21 protein-coding genes and 6 tRNA genes are annotated in these 25,799 nt (G+C 34.3%); 19 read left to right on the forward strand and 8 right to left on the reverse strand.

Features of this window, described 5'->3' with window-relative positions:
- Positions 1-169: 169 nt before the first annotated feature.
- The 7 genes from B0A68_RS19010 to B0A68_RS19040 all read right to left on the reverse strand — a co-directional run bounded on the left by B0A68_RS19010 (position 170) and on the right by B0A68_RS19040 (position 9,140).
- Positions 170-1,975 carry an acyl-CoA dehydrogenase family protein gene (locus B0A68_RS19010; protein ID WP_035682763.1) on the reverse strand — a complete coding sequence of 602 codons (1,806 nt, stop codon included), beginning with the start codon at positions 1,973-1,975 and terminating at the stop codon, positions 170-172.
- A 56-nt stretch (positions 1,976-2,031) separates the two neighbouring features.
- On the reverse strand, positions 2,032-2,382 hold the full coding sequence (locus B0A68_RS19015) for a four helix bundle protein (protein ID WP_035682765.1): 351 nt from the start codon (positions 2,380-2,382) through the stop codon (positions 2,032-2,034).
- Positions 2,383-2,535: 153 nt separating this feature from the next.
- The gene (locus B0A68_RS19020) at positions 2,536-3,717 is read right to left on the reverse strand and encodes a thiolase family protein (RefSeq protein ID WP_035682768.1); all 1,182 of its coding nucleotides are present in this window, start codon (positions 3,715-3,717) and stop codon (positions 2,536-2,538) included.
- A gap of 174 nt (positions 3,718-3,891) precedes the next feature.
- Positions 3,892-6,282 carry a 3-hydroxyacyl-CoA dehydrogenase/enoyl-CoA hydratase family protein gene (locus B0A68_RS19025; protein ID WP_035682770.1) on the reverse strand — a complete coding sequence of 797 codons (2,391 nt, stop codon included), beginning with the start codon at positions 6,280-6,282 and terminating at the stop codon, positions 3,892-3,894.
- Between the two features lie 55 nt (positions 6,283-6,337).
- Complete coding sequence (locus tag B0A68_RS19030) at positions 6,338-6,796, reverse strand: MarR family winged helix-turn-helix transcriptional regulator (protein WP_035682774.1); 459 nt, start codon at positions 6,794-6,796, stop codon at positions 6,338-6,340.
- Positions 6,797-7,053: 257 nt separating this feature from the next.
- A complete protein-coding gene (locus B0A68_RS19035) occupies positions 7,054-8,067 on the reverse strand; it encodes a helix-turn-helix transcriptional regulator (RefSeq protein WP_035682776.1) in 1,014 nt (337 codons plus the stop codon).
- A gap of 458 nt (positions 8,068-8,525) precedes the next feature.
- Positions 8,526-9,140 carry an HD domain-containing protein gene (locus B0A68_RS19040; protein ID WP_051892479.1) on the reverse strand — a complete coding sequence of 205 codons (615 nt, stop codon included), beginning with the start codon at positions 9,138-9,140 and terminating at the stop codon, positions 8,526-8,528.
- A 284-nt stretch (positions 9,141-9,424) separates the two neighbouring features.
- Between B0A68_RS19040 and B0A68_RS24510 the strand changes: the two genes are divergently transcribed.
- From B0A68_RS24510 to B0A68_RS19095, 11 genes are all read left to right on the forward strand, one after another.
- Positions 9,425-9,541, forward strand: a tRNA-OTHER gene (locus B0A68_RS24510).
- A gap of 261 nt (positions 9,542-9,802) precedes the next feature.
- Positions 9,803-12,043, forward strand: coding sequence for a prokaryotic RING finger family 4 (locus tag B0A68_RS19050; RefSeq protein WP_035682781.1), 2,241 nt, complete (start codon positions 9,803-9,805; stop codon positions 12,041-12,043).
- Between the two features lie 56 nt (positions 12,044-12,099).
- Positions 12,100-12,642: a hypothetical protein gene (locus B0A68_RS19055; RefSeq protein WP_035682784.1), complete on the forward strand. Its 543-nt coding sequence runs from the start codon at positions 12,100-12,102 to the stop codon at positions 12,640-12,642.
- A gap of 2 nt (positions 12,643-12,644) precedes the next feature.
- Positions 12,645-13,415 carry a hypothetical protein gene (locus B0A68_RS19060; RefSeq protein WP_035682786.1) on the forward strand — a complete coding sequence of 257 codons (771 nt, stop codon included), beginning with the start codon at positions 12,645-12,647 and terminating at the stop codon, positions 13,413-13,415.
- Between the two features lie 3 nt (positions 13,416-13,418).
- Positions 13,419-14,150: a hypothetical protein gene (locus B0A68_RS19065; protein WP_035682790.1), complete on the forward strand. Its 732-nt coding sequence runs from the start codon at positions 13,419-13,421 to the stop codon at positions 14,148-14,150.
- A gap of 55 nt (positions 14,151-14,205) precedes the next feature.
- A complete protein-coding gene (locus tag B0A68_RS19070; RefSeq protein WP_051892480.1) occupies positions 14,206-15,222 on the forward strand; it encodes an RNA ligase in 1,017 nt (338 codons plus the stop codon).
- 239 nt (positions 15,223-15,461) lie between these two features.
- Positions 15,462-16,739: a class I SAM-dependent methyltransferase gene (locus B0A68_RS19075; protein ID WP_035682793.1), complete on the forward strand. Its 1,278-nt coding sequence runs from the start codon at positions 15,462-15,464 to the stop codon at positions 16,737-16,739.
- A gap of 3 nt (positions 16,740-16,742) precedes the next feature.
- Positions 16,743-17,927 (forward strand): DNA ligase-like domain-containing protein, encoded by a 1,185-nt coding sequence (locus tag B0A68_RS19080; RefSeq protein WP_035682795.1) that lies wholly within the window; start codon positions 16,743-16,745, stop codon positions 17,925-17,927.
- Between the two features lie 170 nt (positions 17,928-18,097).
- On the forward strand, positions 18,098-18,997 hold the full coding sequence (locus B0A68_RS19085) for a phosphatase domain-containing protein (protein WP_035682797.1): 900 nt from the start codon (positions 18,098-18,100) through the stop codon (positions 18,995-18,997).
- A gap of 154 nt (positions 18,998-19,151) precedes the next feature.
- Positions 19,152-19,478, forward strand: coding sequence for a S24 family peptidase (locus B0A68_RS19090; RefSeq protein ID WP_035682799.1), 327 nt, complete (start codon positions 19,152-19,154; stop codon positions 19,476-19,478).
- A 136-nt stretch (positions 19,479-19,614) separates the two neighbouring features.
- Positions 19,615-20,412, forward strand: a complete 798-nt coding sequence (locus B0A68_RS19095; protein WP_035682801.1) for a TatD family hydrolase — start codon at positions 19,615-19,617, stop codon at positions 20,410-20,412.
- 9 nt (positions 20,413-20,421) lie between these two features.
- Here B0A68_RS19095 and B0A68_RS19100 read toward each other — a convergent pair whose 3' ends face one another.
- Positions 20,422-21,273 carry a hypothetical protein gene (locus tag B0A68_RS19100; protein WP_035682804.1) on the reverse strand — a complete coding sequence of 284 codons (852 nt, stop codon included), beginning with the start codon at positions 21,271-21,273 and terminating at the stop codon, positions 20,422-20,424.
- Positions 21,274-21,542: 269 nt separating this feature from the next.
- Between B0A68_RS19100 and B0A68_RS19105 the strand changes: the two genes are divergently transcribed.
- From B0A68_RS19105 to B0A68_RS24515, 8 genes are all read left to right on the forward strand, one after another.
- Entirely contained in the window at positions 21,543-22,745 is a 1,203-nt protein-coding gene (locus B0A68_RS19105) for a hypothetical protein (protein ID WP_035682806.1), read from the forward strand.
- A 1-nt stretch (position 22,746) separates the two neighbouring features.
- Positions 22,747-23,439, forward strand: a complete 693-nt coding sequence (locus B0A68_RS19110; RefSeq protein WP_051892481.1) for a hypothetical protein — start codon at positions 22,747-22,749, stop codon at positions 23,437-23,439.
- 1 nt (position 23,440) lies between these two features.
- Complete coding sequence (locus B0A68_RS19115; protein WP_035682808.1) at positions 23,441-24,811, forward strand: SDR family NAD(P)-dependent oxidoreductase; 1,371 nt, start codon at positions 23,441-23,443, stop codon at positions 24,809-24,811.
- 102 nt (positions 24,812-24,913) lie between these two features.
- A tRNA-Ser gene (locus B0A68_RS19120) sits at positions 24,914-24,991 on the forward strand.
- 99 nt (positions 24,992-25,090) lie between these two features.
- Positions 25,091-25,169 (forward strand) — tRNA-Gly (locus B0A68_RS19125).
- A 125-nt stretch (positions 25,170-25,294) separates the two neighbouring features.
- Positions 25,295-25,373: transfer RNA gene (locus tag B0A68_RS19130), tRNA-Gly, on the forward strand.
- A gap of 96 nt (positions 25,374-25,469) precedes the next feature.
- Positions 25,470-25,548, forward strand: a tRNA-Gly gene (locus B0A68_RS19135).
- 109 nt (positions 25,549-25,657) lie between these two features.
- Positions 25,658-25,731 (forward strand) — tRNA-Trp (locus B0A68_RS24515).
- The last annotated feature ends 68 nt before the right edge of the window (positions 25,732-25,799 follow it).

Genomic DNA, 25,799 nt, shown 5'->3' on the forward strand with positions numbered 1-25,799 from the left:
AAATGATTTTAACCATTGTCTTTGCATTAGAATATTAATTTTAACGAATATTTTGCAAATTGATGCAAAAATCTTGCAAGATATTCCGGTAAAATCTAAAAAAATAAACCCGCACTGTTCGGAATAGTGCGGGTTTAAACAAATTAAAAAGCTAAAAACTATTTTTATATTAGAAGCAGTATTCGTTTTCTGCAACCAATTTAGAAGTAATCACCTCTCTCAAGGCTACTACATTTGGATTATTTGTATATTTTGTGAAACGTTTTAAACCCATTAACATCATACGTTGTTCATCACCTTCAGAGAAAGAAATAATTCCTTCTTTTCCTTTTGAGTTTACGATATCCACCGCTTTGTACAAATATAATTTTGCCATTGCAATTTGCTCTTGTACTTTTGCTTCACCTTCTTTTTTGGCTAATTTTTCAGTTCTAAGAATAGTACTTTCAGCCATATAAATTTCGATTAAGATATCAGAAGCCGCCATCAATAATTGCTGGTGAGAATCTAAATCCGGACCGTATTTTTGAACCGCACTTCCGGCAACCATCAAGAAAACTTTTTTCAGGTTTGCAACGATTCCTTTTTCTTCTGCAAATAATTCAGAGAAATCCGGAGTATCAAAAGATGGAATTCCCATTAATTCTTCCTGAACTTTCATTGCTGGTCCTAATAAATCAACATGGCCTTTCATGGCTTTTTTGATCAACATACCAACTGAAAGCATTCTATTAATTTCGTTTGTTCCTTCGTAGATTCTAGCGATACGAGCATCTCTCCAAGCACTTTCCATCGGAGTATCTTCAGAGAATCCCATTCCTCCAAAAACCTGAATTCCTTCGTCAGCACAGTTTTGAACGTCTTCAGAAACCGCTACTTTCAAAATAGAACATTCGATAGCATATTCTTCAACACCTTTCAATTCAGCTTCTTGGTGACTTGTACCTTCTGCTTCACGAGCAGCGATTCTGTCTTCGATATCTTTTGCAGCACGGTAAGAAGCACTTTCACCAGCGTAAGCATTAGTCGCCATTTCAGCCAATTTAGAACGAATAGCACCAAAAGATGAAATTGCAGTATTAAACTGAATTCTTTCGTTAGCATATTTTACCGCTCCAGAAGTTACTCTTCTTTGAGCATCAAGACATGCTGCAGCCAATTTAATACGGCCGACATTCAATGCATTCATGGCAATTTTGAAACCATTTCCTCTTTCAGACAACATGTTTTCAACAGGAACTTTAGTATCGTTGAAGAAAACCTGACGTGTAGAAGAAGCACGGATTCCTAATTTATGCTCTTCTTCATTCATAGAAATTCCGTTATCAGCAGTATTTTCTACGATGAAACCAGTGATATTTTTATCATCTCCAATACGGGCAAAAACGATGAAAACGCTGCAGAAACCTGCATTCGAAATCCACATTTTTTGTCCAGTAATTTTGTAATGCGTTCCATCTTCAGACAAAACCGCTTTAGTTTTTCCTGAATTAGCATCAGATCCTGCACCTGGCTCAGTCAAGCAATAAGCACCAAACCATTCTCCAGAAGCCAATTTCGGAACGTATTTTTTCTTTTGTTCTTCAGTTCCATAAAGGGTAATTGGCATAGTTCCAATTCCTGTATGAGCGCCAAAAGCAGTAGAGAAAGATCCAGTAGCACCAGAAATGTAATCGCAAACCAACATTGTAGATACGAATCCCATTCCTAATCCGCCGTATTCTTCAGGAACTGCAACTCCAAGAAGTCCCAATTCACCCGCTTTACGCATGCTTTCTTCTGTAAATGCGTAATCTTTTTTCTCAAAACGATTTTTATTAGGCCAAATTTCTTTGTCTACAAACTCTTTTACAGAATCACGCATCATTATTTGCTCTTCCGAGAAATCTTCTGGTGTAAAGATATCTTCGCACTTTGTTTCTTTAACTAAAAACTGACCACCACGGGTTACGTTTTTTTCGATTGTATCTGCCATTTTGTTTTTTGTTTTTTATGAAAGAAAATAGAGTATAGAGTATAGAAAATAGACTGTTACTTTAGTCCGTTTTGAAAACCCATTGTCATCTTTTGGAATTCTTCTATTTTAATTTCTAATTGGTTAAATTGTATCTCGTTTATATATTTTCTATGTTTAGCAATCAGTAATTGTGTTATTAGTTCAAATGAAGAACCAAGAGAAATGTCTAAAAAGTGACTAAAAGACTTATCAGTTCTTGAAGATCCTTCGGCAATATTACTAGGCATCGAAACAGAACATCTGCTTATTTGAGAACTCAAATCGTATCGTTCGTGTTTTGGAAATTCTATTAATACATCTGAAATTTCATTAGCAATTGCGATTCCGATCTTCCAAATCTTTAAGTTCTTATAATTATGTCTCATGTTTTTTGAGTCAAGTTAAGAAATCAAAATAAAAAAAGTAAGATTAATATTATTTTTATTTGTTTTTTGAAATATTTTAGCACTCCAAAAAGTCAATCTCTTTATTCTCAAAGAAAAACATCTATTCTCTTTGTTCTATATTCTATTCTCTTTTTAAAGAACTTCGTAAATCCCCGCAGAACCCTGCCCAGTCCCAACACACATAGAAACAATTCCGTATTTATTACCTCTGCGTTTCATCTCATCAAATAACTGAACAGAAAGTTTAGCACCCGTACAACCCAGAGGGTGTCCTAAAGCAATTGCTCCGCCGTTTACGTTTACGATATCTGGATTTATATTCAACTCGCGAGTTACTGCTAAAGCTTGTGAAGCAAAAGCCTCATTTAGTTCAATTAACTCAATATCGTTTAATGTTAATCCTGCTTGTTTCAACGCTTTCGGAATTGCTTTTACAGGACCGATACCCATAATTCTTGGCTCAACACCAGAAGAAGCAAAGTTTACTAAACGTGCAATTGGCTCAAGATTTAATTCTTTTACCATTTCTTCGCTCATAATTAAAACAAAAGCAGCACCGTCACTCATTTGAGACGAGTTACCGGCAGTTACGCTTCCGTCAGCAGCGAAAACTGGTTTTAATCCAGCTAATGCAGCAACAGAAGTTCCAGCTCTTGGACCTTCGTCTTGTTTTACAACGTAAGACTTCGTTTCTTTTTTACCGTTTTCATTAATGAAAGTCTGGTCAACCGTAATCGGAACGATTTGTTTGTCAAATTTCCCTTCCGCTTGTGCTTTCAAGGCTTTCATATGAGAGTTATAAGCAAACTCATCCTGATCTTCTCTTGAAATTTTGTATTGATTTGCAACCGCTTCAGCAGTCAAACCCATTCCCCAATAGTAATCTTCGTTACCTGCAGCAGCAACTTTATAATCCGGAGTTGGTTTGTAACCACCCATCGGAATAAAACTCATACTTTCTGCACCACCTGCAATGATACAATCCGCCATTCCTGATTGGATTTTAGCAGTTGCCATTCCGATAGTTTCTAATCCAGATGCACAATAACGGTTAACCGTTACACCAGGAACATCTTCTACTTTTAATCCCATTAAAGAGATCAAACGTCCAACGTTAAGTCCTTGTTCAGCTTCCGGCATGGCATTTCCTACCATAACGTCATCGATACGTTTTTTGTCAAAATCAGGCAGTTCATCCATCATAAACTGAATGGTTTCTGCTGCTAATTCATCAGGTCTTTTAAATCTAAAAACCCCTTTTGGTGCTTTTCCTACCGCAGTACGGTAAGCTTTTACTATATATGCTGTTTTCATTTGTTTTTGTTTTTAAGATTATAGAAAATAGATTATAGAAAATAGACCGTTACTTTGTCTCAAAATCTATATTCTTTTCTCTTTATTCTATTTTTTAAGAGTATAGAAGATAGAGTATAGAAAATAAACTTTACAAAGTCTTAAATCTATATTCTATTCTCTTTGTTCTATTTTCTAATTACGAAGTGGTTTTCCTTTAGTTAACATATATTGAATTCTCTCCAGAGTCTTTCTTTCAGTACATAAACTCAAGAAAGCTTCACGTTCGATATCTAATAAATATTGTTCAGATACTAAAGTCGCTTCAGATAAATCACCACCAGCCATTACATAAGCCAGTTTGTTGGCAATTTTTTTATCGTGCTCAGAAATGTATTTTCCAGCTTCCATTTGATCTGTTCCAACTAAGAACATTCCAAGTGCTTGTTTACCTAAAACTTTTACATCCGTTCTTCTGATTGGCTGTGTGTAACCCGCTTCTGCCATTAACAATGCATGTTTTTTAGCTTCAGCAATCTGACGATCTTTGTTTACTACGATAACATCTTTTCCATGTTGAAGAAGTCCAGTGTCAAAAGCTTCGTAACCAGAAGTCGATACTTTTGCCATTGCGATTGTTAAGAAATATTCTTGAAGAACGTTTAATTCCACATCGTTTTTGCGGAATAAATCAGATGCTCTCAAAGCCATTTCTTTAGATCCACCACCACCAGGAAGTACACCAACACCAAATTCAACTAATCCCATGTAGGTTTCTGCAGCAGCAACTACTTTATCAGCATGTAAGCTCATTTCGCATCCACCACCAAAAGTCATTCCGTGAGGCGCTACTACAACTGGAATAGAAGAATAACGAACACGCATCATTGTATCTTGGAACAATTTAATTGCCATGTTCAATTCGTCGTATTCTTGCTCAACTGCCATCATGAAAATCATTCCGATATTAGCCCCAACAGAGAAATTCGCTGCTTGGTTTCCAATAACTAAACCTTGATATTCTTTTTCAGATAAGTCGATTGCTTTATTGATAGCCTGAAGTACATCGCCACCAATTGTATTCATTTTAGATTGGAATTCTAAGTTCAAAATTCCGTCTCCTAAATCCTGAATAATTGCACCGCTATTGCTCCAAACTTTTTTGCTTTCGCGGATGTTGTTCAGAATAATAAATGAATCTTGTCCAGGAACTTTTACTTGAGATTTTGTTGGAATGTTATAGAAATAAGTCGCTCCTTCTTTAACAGAGTAGAAACTTTCGCTTCCAGAAGCCAGCATTTCAGTAACCCATGCAGCAGGCTCTAAACCTTCTGCTTTCATGATTTCAATTCCTTTGGCAACACCAATCGCATCCCAAATTTCGAATGGACCATTTTCCCATCCAAAACCAGCTTTCATGGCATCGTCAATTTTGTATAATTCGTCTGAGATTTCAGGAATTCTGTTTGACACATAAGCAAACATTCCAGAGAAACTCTTACGGTAGAATTCTCCCGCTTTGTCTGTTCCTTTTACTAAAACTTTAAAACGATTGATTGGTTTATCAATAGTTTTAGTCAGTTCAAGAGTAGCAAAATTTGCTTTTTTAGCAGCGCGGTATTCTAATGTATCTAAGTCTAAAGAAAGAATATCTTTATCTACCTTTTTATAAAAACCTTGACCCGTTTTGCTTCCCAACCATTTGTTCTCCATCATTTTGTTTACAAAATCAGGAAGTTTGAACAATTCGTGTTGTTCGTCTGTTGGGCAGTTTTCATAAATACCGTTGGCAACGTGTACCAAAGTATCCAATCCAACAACATCCACAGTACGGAAAGTAGCCGATTTTGGACGACCAATTACAGGACCAGTCAATTTATCCACTTCTTCAATCGTTAATCCCATTTCTTTAACCAAATGGAATAAACTTTGAATCCCGTAAATACCAATTCTGTTTCCAATAAACGCTGGAGTATCTTTAGCAACAACCGAAGTTTTTCCTAAAAATTTAGATCCGTATTCGTTTAAGAAATCCAATACTTCAGTTGAAGTTTTTGGGCCAGGAATAATTTCAAATAATTTTAAGTAACGCGCAGGGTTAAAAAAGTGAGTGCCGCAGAAGTGTTGTTGAAAATCTTCGCTTCTTCCTTCACTCATAAAATGAATTGGAATACCAGAAGTGTTAGATGTAACCAAAGTTCCCAGAGTACGGAATTTCTCGATTTGTTCAAAAACCAATTTTTTGATGTCCAAACGTTCTACAACAACCTCAATAATCCAGTCAACATTGGCAATTTTTGCCATATCATCAGTCGTATTCCCGGTCGTGATTCGGCTTGCAAATTTTTGACTGTAAATAGGAGAGGGTTTCGATTTTAATGAATTCGCTAAATGCTCGTTTACCACTCTGTTGCGAACAACTTTGCTTTCAAGCGTTAATCCTTTTTTAGCTTCAGCTTCTGTCAACTCGCGGGGTACGATGTCAAGCAGTAAAACTTCAACACCAATATTGGCAAAATGACAAGCTATTCCTGAACCCATAATTCCGGATCCAATTACAGCAACTTTTTTAATTGTGCGTTTCATAGTTTAGTTAATTTGTTTTTTTACTAGAATTTGAATTATTTCCAAATAAGAAATACTATTCTTTTTCTATATTTTCTGTTTGATTAAATATGTTTTTGTCTTGAATTAATTCATTGATAATTTCCGAAACTTCAATAAAATGTTTTAATTTTTCGTCAGAAACGTGTTTTCTAACGCTTTCATTAAATTTCAAAACAGTATTTTTAGATAAATCTCTTTTTTCTTTTCCAAATTCGGTCAGGTAAATTAAAACACCTCGACCGTCACTTGGATTTTTTTTGCGAACAATCAAACCTTTGTCTTCCATTGATTTTAGTGTTCTGGTAAGGCTTGTAGCTTCCATTCCCATTCTTGGTCCCAAGGCTGTAGATGGAGTTCCTTCTTCTTTGTCTATACTTAAAAGAGCAAATCCTGTTGCCATTGTGGCATCGTATTTTGCTGCTTCCTCGTTATACATTCTTGAAACAGCCTGCCATGTAGCTCTCAAAATATAATCTATTGTTTTGTCTTTCATAGGTAACTATATCGATTTCAAATATAATCAAAAAATACTATGCATGCATATAATTTTCTATTAAATTTTTGGTTAGTAATAAAATTTCTCTGAAATAGAGTGGTTTAGGTTAGTTTTTTTTATTTGAAATATAATAAAAGTATTTATTGAAATTATAAAAAAGGAATAAATTCTAAATTCAGTTCTATAAGTATACTGTTTTCACCAGCACTTGTTTTATTTACAATTAGAATTTAGAATTTCAAAATAATAAAATTTTAGGGCTGATACCTTTCAAGAGCTTTTTCAAGGATTTTTTTCATTCGGTTTCGAAGGTTTTCCGGTCTCAAAACTTCAATTCCGTCACCAAAACCAAAAAAAATACGCTCCATTTCATAATTAGGACATAGAAATAAATGGATAATAATACTTTTATCCTCATTTTCCTTTATCAGCCTTTGTGTATGATGCAGGGGTTTTGTAATCACATAAGGTGCATTTACAGCGTCTACCCAAAGTTCGATGCGTCTGGGTTGTAAGCCCGAATTTACAGTTACGCCAATTACATTTTTATAATAAGATTCTGCATCAAAATCTTCCTCCAAATAAGACATATTAAAATCGTAATCTATAGAAACTATTCTGTCGAGTGCCAGATTCGTAATTGGTTGAGAGCCTTTTTTCTTTCCAATCAAAAACCATCTGTTATTAAATTCCTTCAAAATAAAAGGATGAAAATGAAACGTATTTTCTTCTTTAGACTTAAATGATTTATAAGTAAGTACCAAAACCATTTTTTTTATAATTGCCTGATAAATTTCATCCAGATAATGAAGGCCTTTGAGTTCTTCATTTTTATCCAGATAAATTACCGGTTTTGTATGCGATTTTTCAGAGTAAATTTTATCTTCCAGTCGCTGCAAAATATCTGATACATCACTAAATAAAGAAAAATCCTTAAACTGTTTCAGCATCGAAACGGTTTCGGTCAAGACATTCATATCCGTTTCCGTCAGCGGAATATCGGTTATTGTAAATTCATCATCGTCATATTTATAATACTTTTTATCATAAACAACGATTGGCGCATTATAACCTAGTTTTTCACTTCGCATCAGCTGAATATCCATCTGAATCGTTCGTTTACTAATGGGGTTTGCCCGTCCCTCATATTCAAATAAAGCTTCAGAACAGCATTCGATTAAATCCTCCAAAGTCCATTGCCTGTATTTATTCTGAAGACATTTATCTATGGTTTTGTAGCGTATTAGAGCATTTTTGTTTTGTGACATGGTTTGTGTGTTTTTTGCGAGATTAATTTCGCGTTGTATATTTTGGGCGTGTCCCTCCGGCTCGTCCCGAAGCTTCGGGATCAGCTATATCTTTTGTTCCGTCCCGAGGCTTCGGGACCGCCACAAAAGGATACCGCCTCAATCCCTCACGCATTTACGTTACTAATGAAATTTCGTTTTAATTTTCCATTCCAATTTTCCGTAGAGATGCACAGCAGTGCGTCTAACACATCGTAGCCACAATTTATTGACATTTCGATGAATCTGTCAGGTTTAAATAGTTACGGACATTCGTTGCGTAGACGCACTGCTGTGCGTCTCTACAATATGCAAATGTTAATAGAAAATCTGTTTTTCGGTTCCTATATAATTGTGTCTATTTTATTCGTAATACAAACCCGACAGGTTTTTATCCCGAGGCTTCGGGACTGTCGGGTTTAACAACATAAATGTGATACCTATATTAATAATGAAATCTCCCTTTCAATATTCCTTCTCGATTTTTCTTCATATAAATTCCTGAATTCGTCGGTTTGAAAAATAAACTCATTCTCCAAAAAATGCTTCAAAGCTTTTGCGCGGCCGGGTTTGTAGAGAAAATCAGGATAAATGCGGTATTCTTTTCTAATTTGCTCAAAATAGATTTTATAATCTTCCCAGTCTCGGGCTAGAATTTTTAAATCAAAATCAATTAACCAATTTATATCTTCAATTTTATTCTGCTGATGCTGTTGTGTCGCGCAGATTGCGTCAAAAACCAATTGCTTATGGAGCGAGGTGTTTTGTGGTAAAACAGCCAAAGCATATTCGGCACTTTTGAGTTCGTTGTCTTTTTTGGAAGCTGAATAAACAAAATCATGATAAAAAATAGAAAATAATACTTCGTTTGGGTTTTGAATTTTACTGCTATACATTTCAAAACTTTCAATCATATCCTTTATATGAGTTAGGTTGTGGTAATGTCTTGATTTATTGGAGTATGCTTTGTGTAAATCTTGCCATTTCTGCTCGATTTCTTTTTCTTTAAAACTAATATTCAAAAGCAATTCAGTATAAATATTCTGTAAAAACATATTCTTTTTTACTCAAATATAAAATTCTTTTTTTACTACGCAAAATAATTGCGTAGTAGTTCTGAAATCTTTGCTCAAGAAATAAAACAAAAGGTATTTCTAAAAAATGAAACAAAAATTTTACTACGCAAAATAACTGCGTACTAGTTTTAAAATCTTTGCTCAGGAAATAAAACAATACGTTCTTAGAAATAAAAATAGAATAAAGCAGGTCAAGTTTAAGTTACTTCACGAAACCACTATTAGATTTATACTTAATACCATTATCTCTTTATTTTATATTTGAAGCAGTAGCTCAGCGGTAGAGCAGGTAGTTTTGAAATTATCACTAAAAGGTCAATCCAAACTTACTTCGTACACTTCTAATGTCCAGGTCGTGGGTTCGAATCCCATCTGCTTCACAATTAATGGTCAATTAAAACTTACTTCTTAGGTTCGATTCCTAACTTCCGAAAGGAAGTTGACGGTTTATTAAGTATTAAAATTATCATTAATAAAAAATGAGGGTCAAAATTAGCTTACTTCTCGGGGAAACCCACAAACTTCCAATTTGAATCAGCTAATTCATTACACTCAAATTTAAGGTCAAGTGTTTCTTACTTCAAAACTCTTTTAGGTAGAAATCAGAAACGCCATTATCTAAATTTTAAAAATTAAAAAAAATGAAAACAAAAGAATTATTAAAAATCAGTTTACGTCAGAATGCTATTTTCATTCCATCAGAAATGATTGTGAATGATACTAAAAATTTATCAGGAATAACATCGGTTTTTGCAGCCAATGTTTCAAAACTCGGATTTACATTTTCAGAATCGTTATTACACGCTCTAAACAACGTAAATCCGAAATATAAAATCGAAGTTTTAGAAGTGCTGAGAGAAGTTTTAGGAACCGATAAAAACTGGACGCCTTTGGTGAAAGAATGGAATATCCCGACAGGAGAATCTGTTTTGGATCATATTGTGACGTATTTCGGAAATGTTTTTCAAACTAAAAACGGAACTACTTTACAATGCGGACATATTATCCCATTTAATACTTTTCCATTAGAAAAATACAATGGATGCCCTTTTTGCGGTACTCCGTTTGAATTCGGAAAATTGGAACATATTGGACAATCAAGCAAATTAAAAACGCTTGAATTATGGAATGAAAAAGAATTAGAGAACTTTTATACATCTTTATTACAATCAAAAACGGCTTTAGACGCTACTCAGGTAGAAAGTTTAAAAACGGCTATGAAATATTTGCCTTTGCCAAAAGCAGCAATCACAATGAAGGAAACTTTAATGCTGGTAATTGATCTTTTGATTGAAAACGGTAAAGAAGAGGAAGCGTCTCAATTTTTAAAAACGCCAACGGATATTTTACGTTATTTATGGTTTAAAAACACCGGTTTATTACAAATTATAGAACCAAAAACGATTGTAAAAAGAGCGTCTAAAAATGGACAGCATTTTTTTAATGTTTTAGAGACAAGCGCGCAGGCGAGAATTGCAGCTGCAAAAGATTTGAAACTTAAATATTCCCGAAAAGAATGTTTGATGGTCGCTTCGTGGCTGAACAATATGGAAATGGAAGTAGAAACAATTTGCGAAATCATGCATCCAAAAAGAGGAATGTGGGTTCGTTTTATCCGTGCTTTGCGTTTGGCAGAATACAGCAAAAGAAAAGGATTTGAGAAATTGAATTTTTTAATGGATGTATTTTACAACCAGGTTTATGATGTTTGGCAAAGTAAAGTGAACACATCCAGATTGAAATTTGATGCCGATAAAACATTTGCATTGTTAAAACAGCGTCCGGGATTGTTTGCACGTTCATTATTTTCGAATATGCTTTGGTTTGGTGCAGCCGAAACTATTGCTCATTTTGAAGAAATCATCGATAAAGTTCCAGCGAGATTGGTGTTTACACTAAATATGTACGCGCAAAACTATTTTGATAAAAAGATCTCAAGAAGTGTAAAACCTTTGGGCGGAACCAATAAACGAATTCAGCCAAATGCTTTATTGGGTTTATATGATGATGAACAGTTAGAAGCCATGAAAACTCAGATCGAAGAATTATGTCTTTTGGCGATGAAAAAACGATTTGCAGCTGTTCCTAATCCAAACAAAACAATTTTTATCGATCCGCAATTGTTTAACATTCCGGTTTCTATAGGAGACCGAAGTGATACTGTTCAGGATTTGCCGGTTGCTTTAATGGGAACACGTTTCCCGATTGAAGGAAACGAAGTGCGATTGTTTATGCAATGGGGTAAAGACTTGCCTGCACAGCATTTGGATATGGATTTAAGCTGTCATATTGCATACGAAAACAGTTCAGATATTTGTTCTTTCAGCCGATTAAATACCACAGGTTGTCAGCATAGCGGGGATATCCGAAGCATTCCGAATAAAATTGGAACAGCGGAATATATCAACATCAATATTGACGAATTGGCTAAAGCCAATGCCAAATTTGTAGCTTTTACCTGCAATGCCTACAGCAACGGAAGCATAACGCCAAATTTGGTTGTGGGTTGGATGAACAGCAAATATCCGATGAAAATTTCGGAACGAACGGGTGTGGCTTACGATCCGTCGTGTGTAGATCATCAGGTTCGTGTGACACAGAATGTTGCCAAAGGTTTGGTTTTTGGAGTGTTGGATGTAGCCAAAAGAGAAATCGTTTGGTTAGAGATGACTTTTGGAGGTCAGGTTGTTGGAGGTTTGGATTTTAAAGGAGTTCAGGCATTGTTATCAAAACTAAAAAGCAAATTGAATATCGGTCGTTTGTTACAGCTTAAAGCGGAAGCTCAAGGCTTGATAATTACCAATGATGTAATTGCCGATGAGGTTTATACAGCGCAATGGGCCATGAATCCAGCTGTTGTGACACAATTATTAATAGATTAATTTTAAACCACGGATTCTTAAACAGGTTCGTGGTTTTTCACTTTTAAAATTAAATTATGCTGACAATCAAAGATATAAAGTACAAAGCCGAAAAGAAATTTAAAACAATAAAGATTAGAAATGATGTTTGGGGATTTCAAATACAGCGAAATACTAAATTTATAAAGGGAATCAGCAGAAAAAACATTGATAAATTACAGCTATTGTTCGGATTTGATTTTCCCTGGGATTACAGAGAAATGCTTTTAATTATTGGCGGATTAGATACAGATGAGATTTCTATTGATCCAGACGGAGAAGATGAAGTTGAATTTCATAATTTTTTTTATCAATACCCAAGAGATATAGAAAAAGTACAGCATGTGCTTGAAGATATAAAAACAAATATAATGTTTGCAGAAGAAGCTTTAACCCAAGCTGGATTTGATGTTTCTAAAATCGTTGGATATATTCCCATTTATTACCTCAGAGTACTTGTTGTTTTCGAAAATAAAAATCTTTCTCCGGTTATTTCAGTTTGTGGCAGCGATATAATTGTATATGGGAATGATTTGAAAGAGTATCTAAAGAATGAATTTTGCAGAAATCCTAATAACTAAACATGAAAACTACATTTCCATATCCCTATTACATTTACGGTTCTGAAGATTCTACAGACCAAGACGTAATTATTATCATTCCTAAAGAAGAAATGCCCGAAACGCAGGAAGAACGAAAAAACAAAGTTCTTTTTCTTTTGAAAGAATATAATCTGAATTGGAATGCAACTTTTGCAGTAATAGAAAACGGAAAAATCACAGATACTATTTACACCAAATCGTGGATTGATTCGCTCAATAATGCATTGCTGGAAACGTATTTTCTGCATGCACAAAAGCACGAGTTATTAGTAAGAGAAAAGCATGTTAGAAATAAAACACTGGCGATTTATAAAGCAGTTCGCACCGTTTTGACGCTATTGACAAGAACAGAATACAGAACGCAGATTCGGCCAATTTTAAAAGGAATCCACGATTTTAATTTAAAACTGGAAGCACTTTGTAAAGTCGATTTTACTGCTGTTTCAGAGTTCAATCAAAAAAACACAGCAGACGCTGATATTTGGAAAATCATCGCTTTTTATGTCGGACAGAACATTGCTCTGATTGAAAATGATATTGAGATTTATACGAAAAAGAATTTGGTAAAAACGTTTCCAGATTTAGAGCCTTTTATTTATAGAAAAGAAATTACAGCAACTGAAAAAATAGTTTTACAACAATACATAAACCGCTGGTTAAAGCTTCTTAATAATTTCGGTACGTTTCGATCTGAAAATGGATTTTTAATTTGTAAAGAAGAAAAAATCGATATGCTGAACGAAAAATTTTAAACGATGAAAAAAACGCCTGTCTATCAAATATTTGGTTCTGAAAATTCGCTCGATGTTGATGTGGTTTTCTTTGTTGAAGAAATGCCTGAAACAATCTTGGAAAAACTTTCATTAGCAAAAGAACTTACGCAATCTACAGCATTAAATTATCCTGAAAAAGTGATTAATGCCAATCTTGCTGTTTGTCAAAATGGTCATTTAGTTGAGGTTTACAAAGGCACAACCGACGAATTGAATAATTCCTTGTTTTATACGTACGATTTTCATCAACAGCACTATAACAATAAGATCAATATACTTTTAAAAAGAGATGTTGATTTGAAATTTTTGAGAAGCACCCGAATGATTTTATCTTTTTTGAGTAAAACAGAATACCGTGCTGCCATAAAAAATGCTTTAAAAAGTGATTTAAAGGAAAAAATTCAAACTTTAGAAAAAATTGATCTAAATGAGATTTCTTCTTTCGGGAGAAATACAAACCAACAAGATGTTTTAAAATCAATAGCGTTCCAGCTTGGGCAGTCAATTTTACTTGACGGAGGGAAAGAAGTTTATACAAAAAATGATATTGCGGAAAGTTTTCCGGAGTTAGAAAAATATCTGTTCAGGGAGCAGCATACGGATAATGAAAATTTACAGCAATACCTTTTAAAATTTGTCGAGATACTTAAAAACAGAATGCCAAAAATGCGAAAGTTTTTAGAATACAAGTACGAAGAAATTAATAATTTTTAACTGCGCAAAATAACTGCGCAGTAGTTTTTGAATCTTTGTTTAAAGATTAGAACACATGAATACAGTACTTTTAAACGAAATGATTTCTAAAAATTATATCAGAGTTAACAAACACCCTGAATATGATTTATATATTTATAATTATACTCAAAATGCTCAATTTGAGCGTATTTGGAATGAAGTAACTTTGGCGTGCCGAGGTTTGATTTTAGACGAAAAAGGAAATGTAATTGCAAGACCTTTTCCTAAGTTTTTCAATTTGGGTGAAATAGAAAATCAAATGCTTCCTGACACAACTTTTGAAGTCTATGATAAAATGGATGGATCGCTTGGAATTTTGTACTGGATCAACGATGTGCCTTTTATGGCAAGCCGAGGTTCTTTTGCAAGCGAGCAATCAGACAAAGCAAATGAAATGCTGCAGGGGAAATACAGAAATTCTTGGTCACTTTTGGATAAAAATAAAACCTATTTGTTTGAAATTATTTATCCAGAAAATAGAATTGTATTAGATTATGGCGCATCAGAAGAGTTGGTTTTGCTGGCTGTTGTCGATACAGATTCCGGAGAAGAATTTCCTCTTGAAGATGTTGGTTTTCCTATGGTTGAAAAATACGATGGAATCAAAGATATTCTGACTTTAAAAGAAATGGAACTTGCTAACAAAGAAGGTTTTATCATTAAATACGCGAACAATTTCCGTGTAAAAATTAAATTTGATGAATACTTTCGTTTGCACCGAATCATTACTCAGGTTTCTAATTTGAATATCTGGGAATATTTAAAAGCAAATCAATCCTTTGAAGAAATTCTGGAACGCGTTCCCGATGAATTTTTTGATTGGGTAAAACAAACCAAAAACGATTTAGAAAACCATTATTCAGCAATCGAAAATCAATGTAAAATCGATTTTAAAGTTTTGGAATCTAGAAAAGAAACGGCTTCGTATTTTTTAACTTGTAAATATTCAAGAATATTATTTGCGATGCTGGATAACAGAGATTATTCGGAATTTATCTGGAAAACAATTCGCCCAAAATTTGAAAAACCGTTTAATAGAGAAGAAGAATAAACTGTTTGGAGTAATTATTTTTAACACATAGAAACATAGATTTTAGACTTTAACAAAAAAGATAAAAGAAAAAACTAGTTTTCACACATAGCTATGTGCATTGAAACAAGTGAAACGTCTTTACCCGTAAAGAAGAGCTATGAATCTATGTGTTAAAATTGAAAAATAAAAATAATTTCAAACTGCGCAAAATGACTGCGCAGTGACAAAGTTATATTTGTCAAACAAAAATAAATGCCATGATTATAAAACTTAAATCAGAAAATAAATACTTTTTAGATATTCTTTACAAGAACCCAAATACCGATCAGGGTTTGTATTTGAAAGAATTGAAAAATGGGATTTTAATTGGAAATGTAATTGCCGAAAACGAATATCACTGTGTCTTTTTGGATGGTAAAAACAGTTATCTGCCGGAGGAAGGAAATCAAATCGATTTTCAGAGCTACTGCAGTCCGTTACTGGCATTAAACATTGCAACTGAGTTTTTTAATCATTTGTATAAAGAAAACAGCGTTTTAGACGAGACAATAATTTCCTGGCTGGATAAAAATTACGCTGAAGTGGATACCGAAAAATGTACCATCGAAGTTCCTACTTTTTTTCTTGACTCCAGTTGGTATAAAAACGAAAAATACCTTTTGTCTAAATATATTGACGGAATTACTTTAGTGAATAAAATGGGTAACAATTACGAATTAAAGATTGAAGGCGCAACGGTAAGAGAAGCGGTTCAAAAATTCTCTTTGGTAGCATTATTTACACATTTTACCAACAGATATGCGGTATATACTTTTATCGATGATTATTTCATTCAGAAGCATATTACGATGTTTACCAATCTTAGTGGAATTCCGTATTTTGTATTTTATCTTTTTATCAAGAGAATTATGCGTTCGCCGATTCAGTTTGAAAAATTTAAACCGCAGTTAGAAGCCTATTTTAAAAGTGAAGTGCAATTTGTTTTTACCGATACACACCAATCCAGAAAAGAATTCATCTGCAGTAAAATCAATTTTGAGGAACCTGTTTTGGATTTTGGCTGCGGTGAATTGCAGTATTTTAAATTACTGAATAAGCGAGGCTTTACAGAGGAATATTATGCTTATGATGAGGTTGATTTTAAGCATGTTGCAGATAAAATTCAGTCGTTAGAAAAAGCAGACAATTTAGTGTGGATTAAAAACCTAGAGGAACTTAAAGGTTTTGAAAACCAGATTATTTTAAGTGAAGTTATTGAGCACAACTCTCTAGAAGAAGCAAAATCGTTGTTGATCTGGATTCGTGATAATACCAATTTTACCCAATTATTTGTGACAACGCCAGATAAAGATTTTAATGTGAATTATGAATTGACAGAAGAATTCAGGCACGACGATCATGATTTCGAATTATCAAATGCAGAATTTGTAAAACTGATCGAGGAGATTTTTCCAAATCCGAAAAATTTCTACGGAGTAGGAGATTGTGTAAAAGGAGTTTATCCGACAAGTGCGGTAATCATTCAAAAAAAGTAAAAAATGTTAGACTACAAAGTAAGAAATAGAATAGAATGGTTTTGCAAAAATAAAATCAATGATTTTTCGCCAACCATTTCTCCGGCTCCAAAAAGCAAATCAAGAAACGAAATCGAAAGTATAGAAGAAGCGGTTGATTACTATTTAAAAAATGGCGTTACAGCATTTGTGGTTCAAAAAAAATACATGGGTTCGTATTGTACCATTTATTTAAAAAGAAATCTCGAAGAAACGTATTTTGTTTCCAGAAATGGTTTCAAAATGGATCATATTGATGTAGAAAAAGCGATAAACAGTTTGAAGGAGCTGCATGCTAAAATGTTAGCTGCTTTTCCGGATTTTGACACTCTTTTGTTAGCTTCAGAATTATTGCCATGGAAAGTTTTGGGAGCAGGATTAATTGAAAAAGAATTCACCGGTTATTATGATGCTTTGCAAACACACAATTCGTATCTGAAAACTTCTGGATTGCTGGAGAAATTGACTGCGGTAAAAAATGAGGAATCTTTTACAGCTTATATCTCAGATAAAAAACAGCTTACCAGAAAAGAGTTTGGCAGTAAACATAAATCGCATATTGTTCGCCAGTACGATGCTTTGCAGGCTGTAAAAATTCCGGATTTAGAAAAACAACAAGAATCATTAAATGTTTTCAAAAACCAGATTGATACTTTTGGAATTGAAGCAGCACTTTATTTTAAGCCTTTTACGATTTTAAAAGAGGTAAAAATTTCAGGAGAAGAAGTATTGCCAAACAGTAATCTGACTTATGAATTGGTAAATGAAGACGCATTTTTGCATTTAGAAATTACGGCTTCAAACAGAGAAGAAAAGCTAAAAGAAATTTATGCTTTTTTTGAAAAACTGACCGGAGCAAATGAGGAAGGAATCATGATAAAACCGGTTCAGAATTACATTAAAAATCTGCCTCCATGTTTTAAAGTCAGAAACAACAATTATCTGACGATGATTTACGGAGTAAATTTCCATCAGGATTTTGATCATTATTTCGAAAAAAGAAATGTAAAAAAGAAGATGGAACAATCGATAAACGGTTGGGAAATCAATCAGAAGATGCTTCAGATTCCGTATAAAGATTTAGAAGAAGAAAATTATTTGATGCGTTTATTGCTCTTAAAAAGAATAAATAACGAAGAAATAGAAAAAACATTAGATCCAAGATTGTAAAATTTAGTCATAAAGTCATAAAGTCATAAAGTCAAAAGTCATAAAGTCGAAAGTTAGAAAGTCAAAAGATGGAAAGCCATTGCCAATATTAATTTTGTACTGTTTTGGTTTATTTTGCTGGACTTTAAGACTTTAGACTTTGGAATTTAAGACTTAAAAAAAATATTATAATGAAAAAGACACCAACATTAACAATATTAGTGGGATGCCCGGCGTCAGGGAAAAGTACGTTTGCCGAATGGAAAGTGAGAACTGAAGCTAAAACGATGCGAATCAGTCGTGACGAAATCAGGTTTTCGCAATTTCAGGAAGTGATGGATCAATCGGTAGAAAGCATGATTTCTAAAATCATCAATGTGCAGATTAAAACGCTGCTATCGAATGGATGGAATGTACTTCTGGATACTTGTAATGTAAAAGTGGATTACATAAAACAACCTATCGATGATTTTGCCGAAATGGCCAATATCGAATTCAAAGTATTTGATTTACCGTTGCAGGAACTTTTTATCAGAAATGAAAAAAGAGACCGAAAAGTCCCGAAAAAAGTGATCGAAAACATGTATTATCAATTACAGAAAACCAAAGAAAAGTTTGATTTTAAACCCATAAAAAAAGTGAACAAAAACCTGGAATACTGTGCTCAAAACCCTGATCTCCCGAAAGCGATTATTTGTGATCTTGACGGAACGCTGGCTTTAATGAACGGGCGAAATCCTTTTGATGCGAGTAAATGCGATGAAGACGAAATCAATAATCCGGTGGCGAATGTTTTGAGAAACTATAAGAAATTAGGATACGAAATATTGCTGGTTTCCGGAAGAGAAGACCGATACAAAGAACCAACGTTACGATTTCTCCAAAAACACGAAATCGAATACGATGATCTGATCATGCGTAAAACCAAAGACAGCCGAAAAGATTCCATCATTAAAACGGAAATCTATAACGAGTTTATAAAAGATAAATACTTTATAGAATTTGTTCTGGACGACAGAAACCAAGTAGTAGATACCTGGAGAAATGATTTGAAACTGCCTTGCTTCCAGGTGTATTACGGAGATTTTTAGCTTTTTAGAAGGTTCAGAGGTTCAGAGAGGTAAAGGTGCAAAGGCTTAAAAACTTTGCGTATTTGCGAGATTAAAATAAACAATAAAAATAAAGACTCAAAGAGAAAAAACCTCTGAACCTTTGCCTCTCTGAGCCTTTGCAACTTTAAAAAAAATGAATAAATATGAACGACTGAAAACAGAATTAGAAACAGTCGGCAATGGAAAGATGAAAGCATTTGGAGACTCGATGCGGCCCATTTTAAAAAGCGGAAGTCTCTTAACTTTTCAAAAAAGCGAAAATTACCAAATAGGCGATATTGTTTTCTGCAAAGTAAAAGGCAGATACATCGACGCCCATAAAATTATAAAAATTGATGCAAACAAAGGTTTTCTAATCGCCAACAATCACGGTTTCGAAAACGGCTGGACAAAAATCATTTACGGAAAAGTTATTCAGGGCGAATTTAAAAATGAGGTGATTTATGATAAGAGAGAATAGAATAAAGAAAATAGAGTAAAGATTAAATAAAACCTTTGCGCCTTAGTGGCAAAAAATAAAAAACAAAAATTAATAAAAGACTTAAAGAGGAAAACCTCTGAACCTTTGCCTCTTTGAGCCTTTGCAACTATACAAAATGAAATACATAGATATCGGAATTAATTTAACCAATAAACAATTCCAAAACGACATAGACGATGTCGTACAAGACGCAGTTGATGCAGATGTATCGCAAATGATACTTACGGGCACAAGCGTACGAAACAGTGAAGAATCGGCAAAAATCGCGAAGCAGTATCCCGGCATATTGTACGCGACGGCAGGAATTCATCCGCATGATGCGAAGAGTTTTGATGCACAGAGCATTTCAAAATTAAAGAAATTATTAGAGCAGAAACAGGTCATTTCGGTTGGCGAATGCGGACTTGATTTTGACCGTGATTTTTCGCCCAGAAACAAACAGGAAGAATGTTATAAAGCCCAGCTGGAATTGGCGATAGAAGTTCAGAAACCTTTATTTTTGCACGAAAGAGCCGCTTTTAATAGTTTTATGAACATCACAAAAGACTATCTGCCGAAACTGCCAAAAGCCGTTGTGCATTGTTTTACCGGAACTTTGCAGGAAGCCAAAACGTATCTTGACAACGGATTTTATCTCGGTTTTACCGGAGCTGTTTCAGATGTAAAACGTTTCGCCCATTTAAAAGAAGTCATTCAATACGTACCGCTCGACAAAATGATGATTGAAACCGATGCGCCGTTTATGCTTCCGAAAAATGTGCCGAACAGCCTCTTGAAGAAATACCACGAACGCCGATGCGAACCTGCTTTTCTGCCGTATGTAGCCGGAACAATCGCGCAGTTTAAAGGAATTGCTTTGGATAAAGTGGCAGAAGAAACAACCAGAAATACCAAAAGCTTTTTTGGAATTTAGAATGTAAAATTAAACAGGAACAGATTCAGGATTATTTTTGATTTTTATAAATTTCAAATAAATCAAATATTCAATAAAAGGGAAGGACAGAAAAAGCAGTAAAAATAGTGCTTCATGTTTCATAATTCCTTTATAAAAGTAATCCAGAATTGTTTTTATTTTAAGGCTTATTTCGGCTTGAATTGATTGTTCGATTTTTTGAGGTTCAACTTTGTCGAGTTTGGTTAAAAGAAGTTTAAAATCAGAATAGTCTACTTTTTTAATGCTGGCCACACCTGCTTTTTTATCCACCGCTTTTATTAGGCCGTAAATACTCGCACTGTAAATTTCAGATTCGTATTTTTCGTAAAGATAGCTGCAGGACGAATTTTTAAAATTGTCAACAACTGCCATCCCGCTGTTATTGTTTTTGATTTTTGCAACCAAAGACTGCGCTATAGATTTGCTGGCTTCTTGAGATACATTTGATACTTCCTGCAAGGATGTCAAAAATTCTTTTTTGTTTTGTTCTGATGAAAATTTTGGACCGATTGTTTTGGCATAAAGGCTGGACGTAATGTTTTTATTTTCTCTTTCGAGCACAAAATGACCGCTGTAAAACAAGCCGAACATTCCGGAAAAATAAATAAAGACAACTACAATATACGGAATCCAGAGTTTGGCAAACCAGTTGTAGTATTTTCTATCGCGCGTAAAAATGTTTTTTCTATATAGATATACATTCAGTACAATGCTTAGGATCAATCCGATTACGATAAACAACAGAATCCAGAATATAAACCATCCCATATTTGGCAGGATGTATTCTTTTAAAAATTCCCAGGTTTCAGACCAGTCTATAGCGTCAATATATTCTTTCATCGTTTATTTGTAAGAGAATTAAAACTTAATTTATAAGCAGTTTTGTGTTGTTAAAGAAAATAATACCAATGACTTGTCATTATTTTTTGGGGAAGATAGAAAAAATTAAATGCTTTTAAAATTATTTAAGATTGATATTTAGATCAATTTATTGTCGCGGATTGTGGTTTTTTATTTGTTAATTTGAAATTACATTCGTAAAAATAAAATACCCAAAATAACACAGCATATTTAGATTACGATCCTAATTTCAAAAACAAATTATAAAAATGAACCTCAAAAAAAGCAGCTTAATCCTACTGTCGGCAATCCTGATATTATTTTATTCCTGTCAAGACGAAAAAAAATCGAAGCACAAAAAAACGCACACAAACGAAATCGCAACAATCGAACCTGTTGAAGAAACATTTGAAACAGATGTAGAAGTAACCGATTCTATTAACGAAACCGAAGAAACGACTGAGGAAGAACCAGAAGGCGTAGTTTTGGAAGAAATCCAAAGTAATTTTCTCAAAAAATTAATAAAAGAAGAGATTGGAGAACAAAAGTACGATCATCTGCAAACAGAAAAATCGCCTTATTCTGTTCATTTTCCTGTTGAAGGAGATTCTTATTCTGTATCTTATTCTATAGTAGAAGAACGTGATTTTAATAAAGACAGCATTATGGATTATGTAGTCGATATATCGTCAGAAGGAATGCTGGGCGGTAATGCCAATACAAATCAGAGGTATGTGTATTATATAATGAAAGATGAAATTGATTATAAAGAAGAGCACACCGTTTTGGGTTACGCGCCATTTTCTTATAATATAATTGATGAGGCAAAATTTCAATACGATAAATTTAAAGTCAAGATTTCGCAAAATTTCAGAACCTACAGTACCAATGATGTAAAATCGACTTCGTTATCTTTTGTATACAAAGACGGGAATCTCTACGAAGAATCGTATTTGACTTACTGTAAAATGGCAAAACTACAATCTAAAACCATTTTTAAAGACCTGCCCGATGTATCAAAACGTGTGCGAAGTATAGAATGGCATAATTATACCGAAACGATAGAAGAAACCTATAAAAAGGGCGATACAATGGTTTCTGCAAGTTTGGGTGGCTGTGATAATTTATCTTTGAGTTTTGACACCGAATATAAGGTTGCCAAGAATAAAATGAAGGATACCAAATTTAGAAAAGAGACTTCTCTAAAGTTTTTAAATTTTCTGGCAGCAAATACGCAGTTTTCCAAGGCCATTAATGTCATGAAAAATTATTATGCTAAGAAACCTATTGACGACGAATATGTAAAAACGGTAAAAGGATATGAGTTTAGAATTTTAATTCAGAACAATGAAGAAAGAAAAAACAAACTACGATTTTTAGTTCAGATTGATAAAATAGATAATCCGTATCAAACGGAGAATTGGGAAATTACGACCCGCAATAAAAAACCAAGAGTAGAGGAAGAATATTAAGATGAACGCAGTTGTTTTTTTTAACGAAATAAAAGCAATAATTCCCGGCTTAAATCAAGAATGGAAAACGAAATATGCTTTGTTTTTAACAGACGAAAACCTGCATCTTTTTTCAGAAAACCTGATATTCTTTCATAAGCAGAAAAGTGAAATTTTGAGACTGCCATATTTCAAAGACGAAATGATAGTTTCAATACAAGAGAATATGATTTATTTTAAAAAGACTTTAGAAGCTTTTGAAAGTAACTCCAATCTATTGAAATCTAATCTTATTAAAGCTCTGGAAGAAACTCCTTTCGAAATTATTTTGCTTATTTTAGGACAACGGTTAACTTCGGCCAGCAGGCGCGACGAAACGGGAATTCCTCCAGAAAACGCAGCGCTTTTTGAAAGTTGTTTTCTGCCTTTTAACGACGAGATCACAGTTGTAGAAAGAGCGTGGGAAAAACATGTCGGCAGAAAAAAAGACAGTTCTAGTATTCTGGGCGAGATAAAAGGAAACCGAAGCCAGAAACGCTTAATGGTAGAAAAACTGGCGTATCATTTTCTAAGTTATAAAACATGGTGGAATATATTCTATCATTTTAAACACGATTTGGTATACGAAATTAGAATAGAAAACGGACAAGGAATGCGCTGGTCTGCAGACGGAAAACGGTTCATAGGATTTTTAGAAGATTTTTTAGAAGAATAAAATGGAAGAAAATAAAAATTACGCTTTTAGTGACGAAGAATGGAAAACGTGTATTAAGGTTTTAAAAACTTTAAAAGAAGATCCGTTTGAAAATCCCGATAACGATTTGTTTGCCGGTTTGATTACGAAAATTCATAAAAACGCCAAAAAAAATATCCGCAGCACAAGTTATACTTCAAAAAAGCAGGAAGATCTTCAAACAAGCCTGAATGCCGAATTGGTGTCTAAAGCTTTAAACGGAGAGACTTTGTTTTCGGAAAAAGAAAATCCAAACGAGCAGCAGTTTACACCATTAAACCTGCCCAAAAACTGTTATTGCTGCAATCAGTCGTACAAACTCGCACACAGTTTCTACACGCGTCTCTGTCCGGTTTGTGCCGAAGAAAACTACGAAAAACGTTTTCAGAATATAGACTTAAAAGGGCGAAATGTAATTTTAACCGGAGGAAGGGTAAAAGTAGGATTTGCAACGGCATTAAAATTATTACGCAACAATGCCAATGTCGTGATGACAACGCGTTTTCCTGCTTTGGCTTGGGAACAATTCAGTCAGGAAGATGATTTTGAACAGTGGAAAGAAAACCTGATTATCTACGGTTTAGACCTGAGAAATCTAAAAGCCATAAATGATTTTGTATCGTTTTATAAATCAAAATTCCAGAGTTTGGATATTCTGATCAACAATGCCGCACAAACCATAAAATATCCGGACGAATATTATGTGCCGTTAATTAAAAAAGAAAACCGATTATTGATAGAATTCAAATCGAATCCGAATTTAATCTGGAACCAAACGCCAATTGCCGAAGAGCTAAAAGCACTGGAATACGGCCGGGAAGAAAAAACCGAAGTAGCGCTTACCCGTTTTGGACAGCCTGTTGACAATCGCGATAAAACAAGCTGGAATTCGACTCTGGAAGAAATCTCTATGTATGAATTGGTTGAGGTAAATTTGATCAACCAGATTGCGCCTTACTTTTTAATAAAAGAATTGAAACCTTTGTTTTTAAATTCAGATTTTGAAGAACGTTTTATTGTAAATGTCACCTCGTCTGAAGGGATTTTTAGTTACACCAACAAAACCATTTTCCATCCGCATACCAATATGACAAAAGCGGCGCTGAATATGATGACGCTGACTTCTGCCAAAGAATTTGCCGCCGATTCTATTTTTATGACCAGCGTAGATGTCGGCTGGATTTCGACGGGAGCCAAAGAAAGTCTAAGAAAAAAACAATTTGAAGAAGGATATATTCCGCCTCTAGATTCTGTAGACGGCGCAAGCAGAATTTTCGATCCGATAGTACAGGGAATTAAAGGAAAAAGTATATTTGGAGTCTTGTTGAAAAATTACAAAGTTTCGCAATGGTGAAAAAAGAGGGTTAGATTGAGGTTTAGAGGAACAAAGGTTCAAAGGATCAAAGCTCAAAAAACTTTGCGTCTTGGCGACTTTGCGAGATTAAAATATAACTTAGAAAGGTGTTAGCTCAATTGGAAGAGCGTCTGTTTGCTAAACAGGAGGATGCGGGTTCGAGTCCCTGTGCACCTTTCTTTTTTTGTTTGAAGGTTCAAAGGTTTAGAGGAACAAAGGTTCAAAGCTCAAAAAACTTTGCGTCTTAGCGACTTTGCGAGATTAGAAAAAAATAACTTAGAAAGGTGTTAGCTCAATTGGAAGAGCGTTCCCCCACCAAGGGGAAAGGATGCGGGTTCGAGTCCCTGTGCACCTTTCTTTTTTTTTGTTTAAAGGTTCAAAGGAACAAAGGTTCAAAGGAACAAAGGTTCAGAGATTCAAAGGATCAAAGCTCAAAAAACTTTGCGTCTTAGCGACTTAGCGAGATTAAAAAAAAATAACTTAGAAAGGTGTTAGCTCAATTGGAAGAGCGTTCCCCCACCAAGGGGAAAGGATGCGGGTTCGAGTCCTTGCGCACCTTTCTTTTTTTTTAAGGTTCAAAGATTCAAAGGTTCAGAGGGACAAAGGTTCAAAGCTTAAAAAACTTTGCGTTTTTGCGAGATTAAAAAAAAATAACTTAGAAAGGTGTTAGCTCAATTGGAAGAGCGTTCCCCCACCAAGGGGAAAGGATGCGGGTTCGAGTCCTTGCGCACCTTTCTTTTTTTTTTGTTTAAAGGTTCAAAGGAACAAAGGTTCAAAGGTCAAAGGAACAAAGCTCAAAAAACTTTGCGTCTTAGCGACTTTGCGAGATTAAAAAAATAACTAAAAAAGGTGTTAGCTCAATTGGAAGAGCGTTCCCCACCACGGGGAAAGGATGCGGGTTCGAGTCCCTGCGCACCTTTCTTTTTTTTAAGGTTCAAAGGTTCGGAGGGACAAAGGTTCAAAGCTTAAAAAAACTTGTTTCGAAGCT

The organism is Flavobacterium reichenbachii (assembly GCF_002217435.1).
Lineage (GTDB): Bacteria > Bacteroidota > Bacteroidia > Flavobacteriales > Flavobacteriaceae > Flavobacterium > Flavobacterium reichenbachii.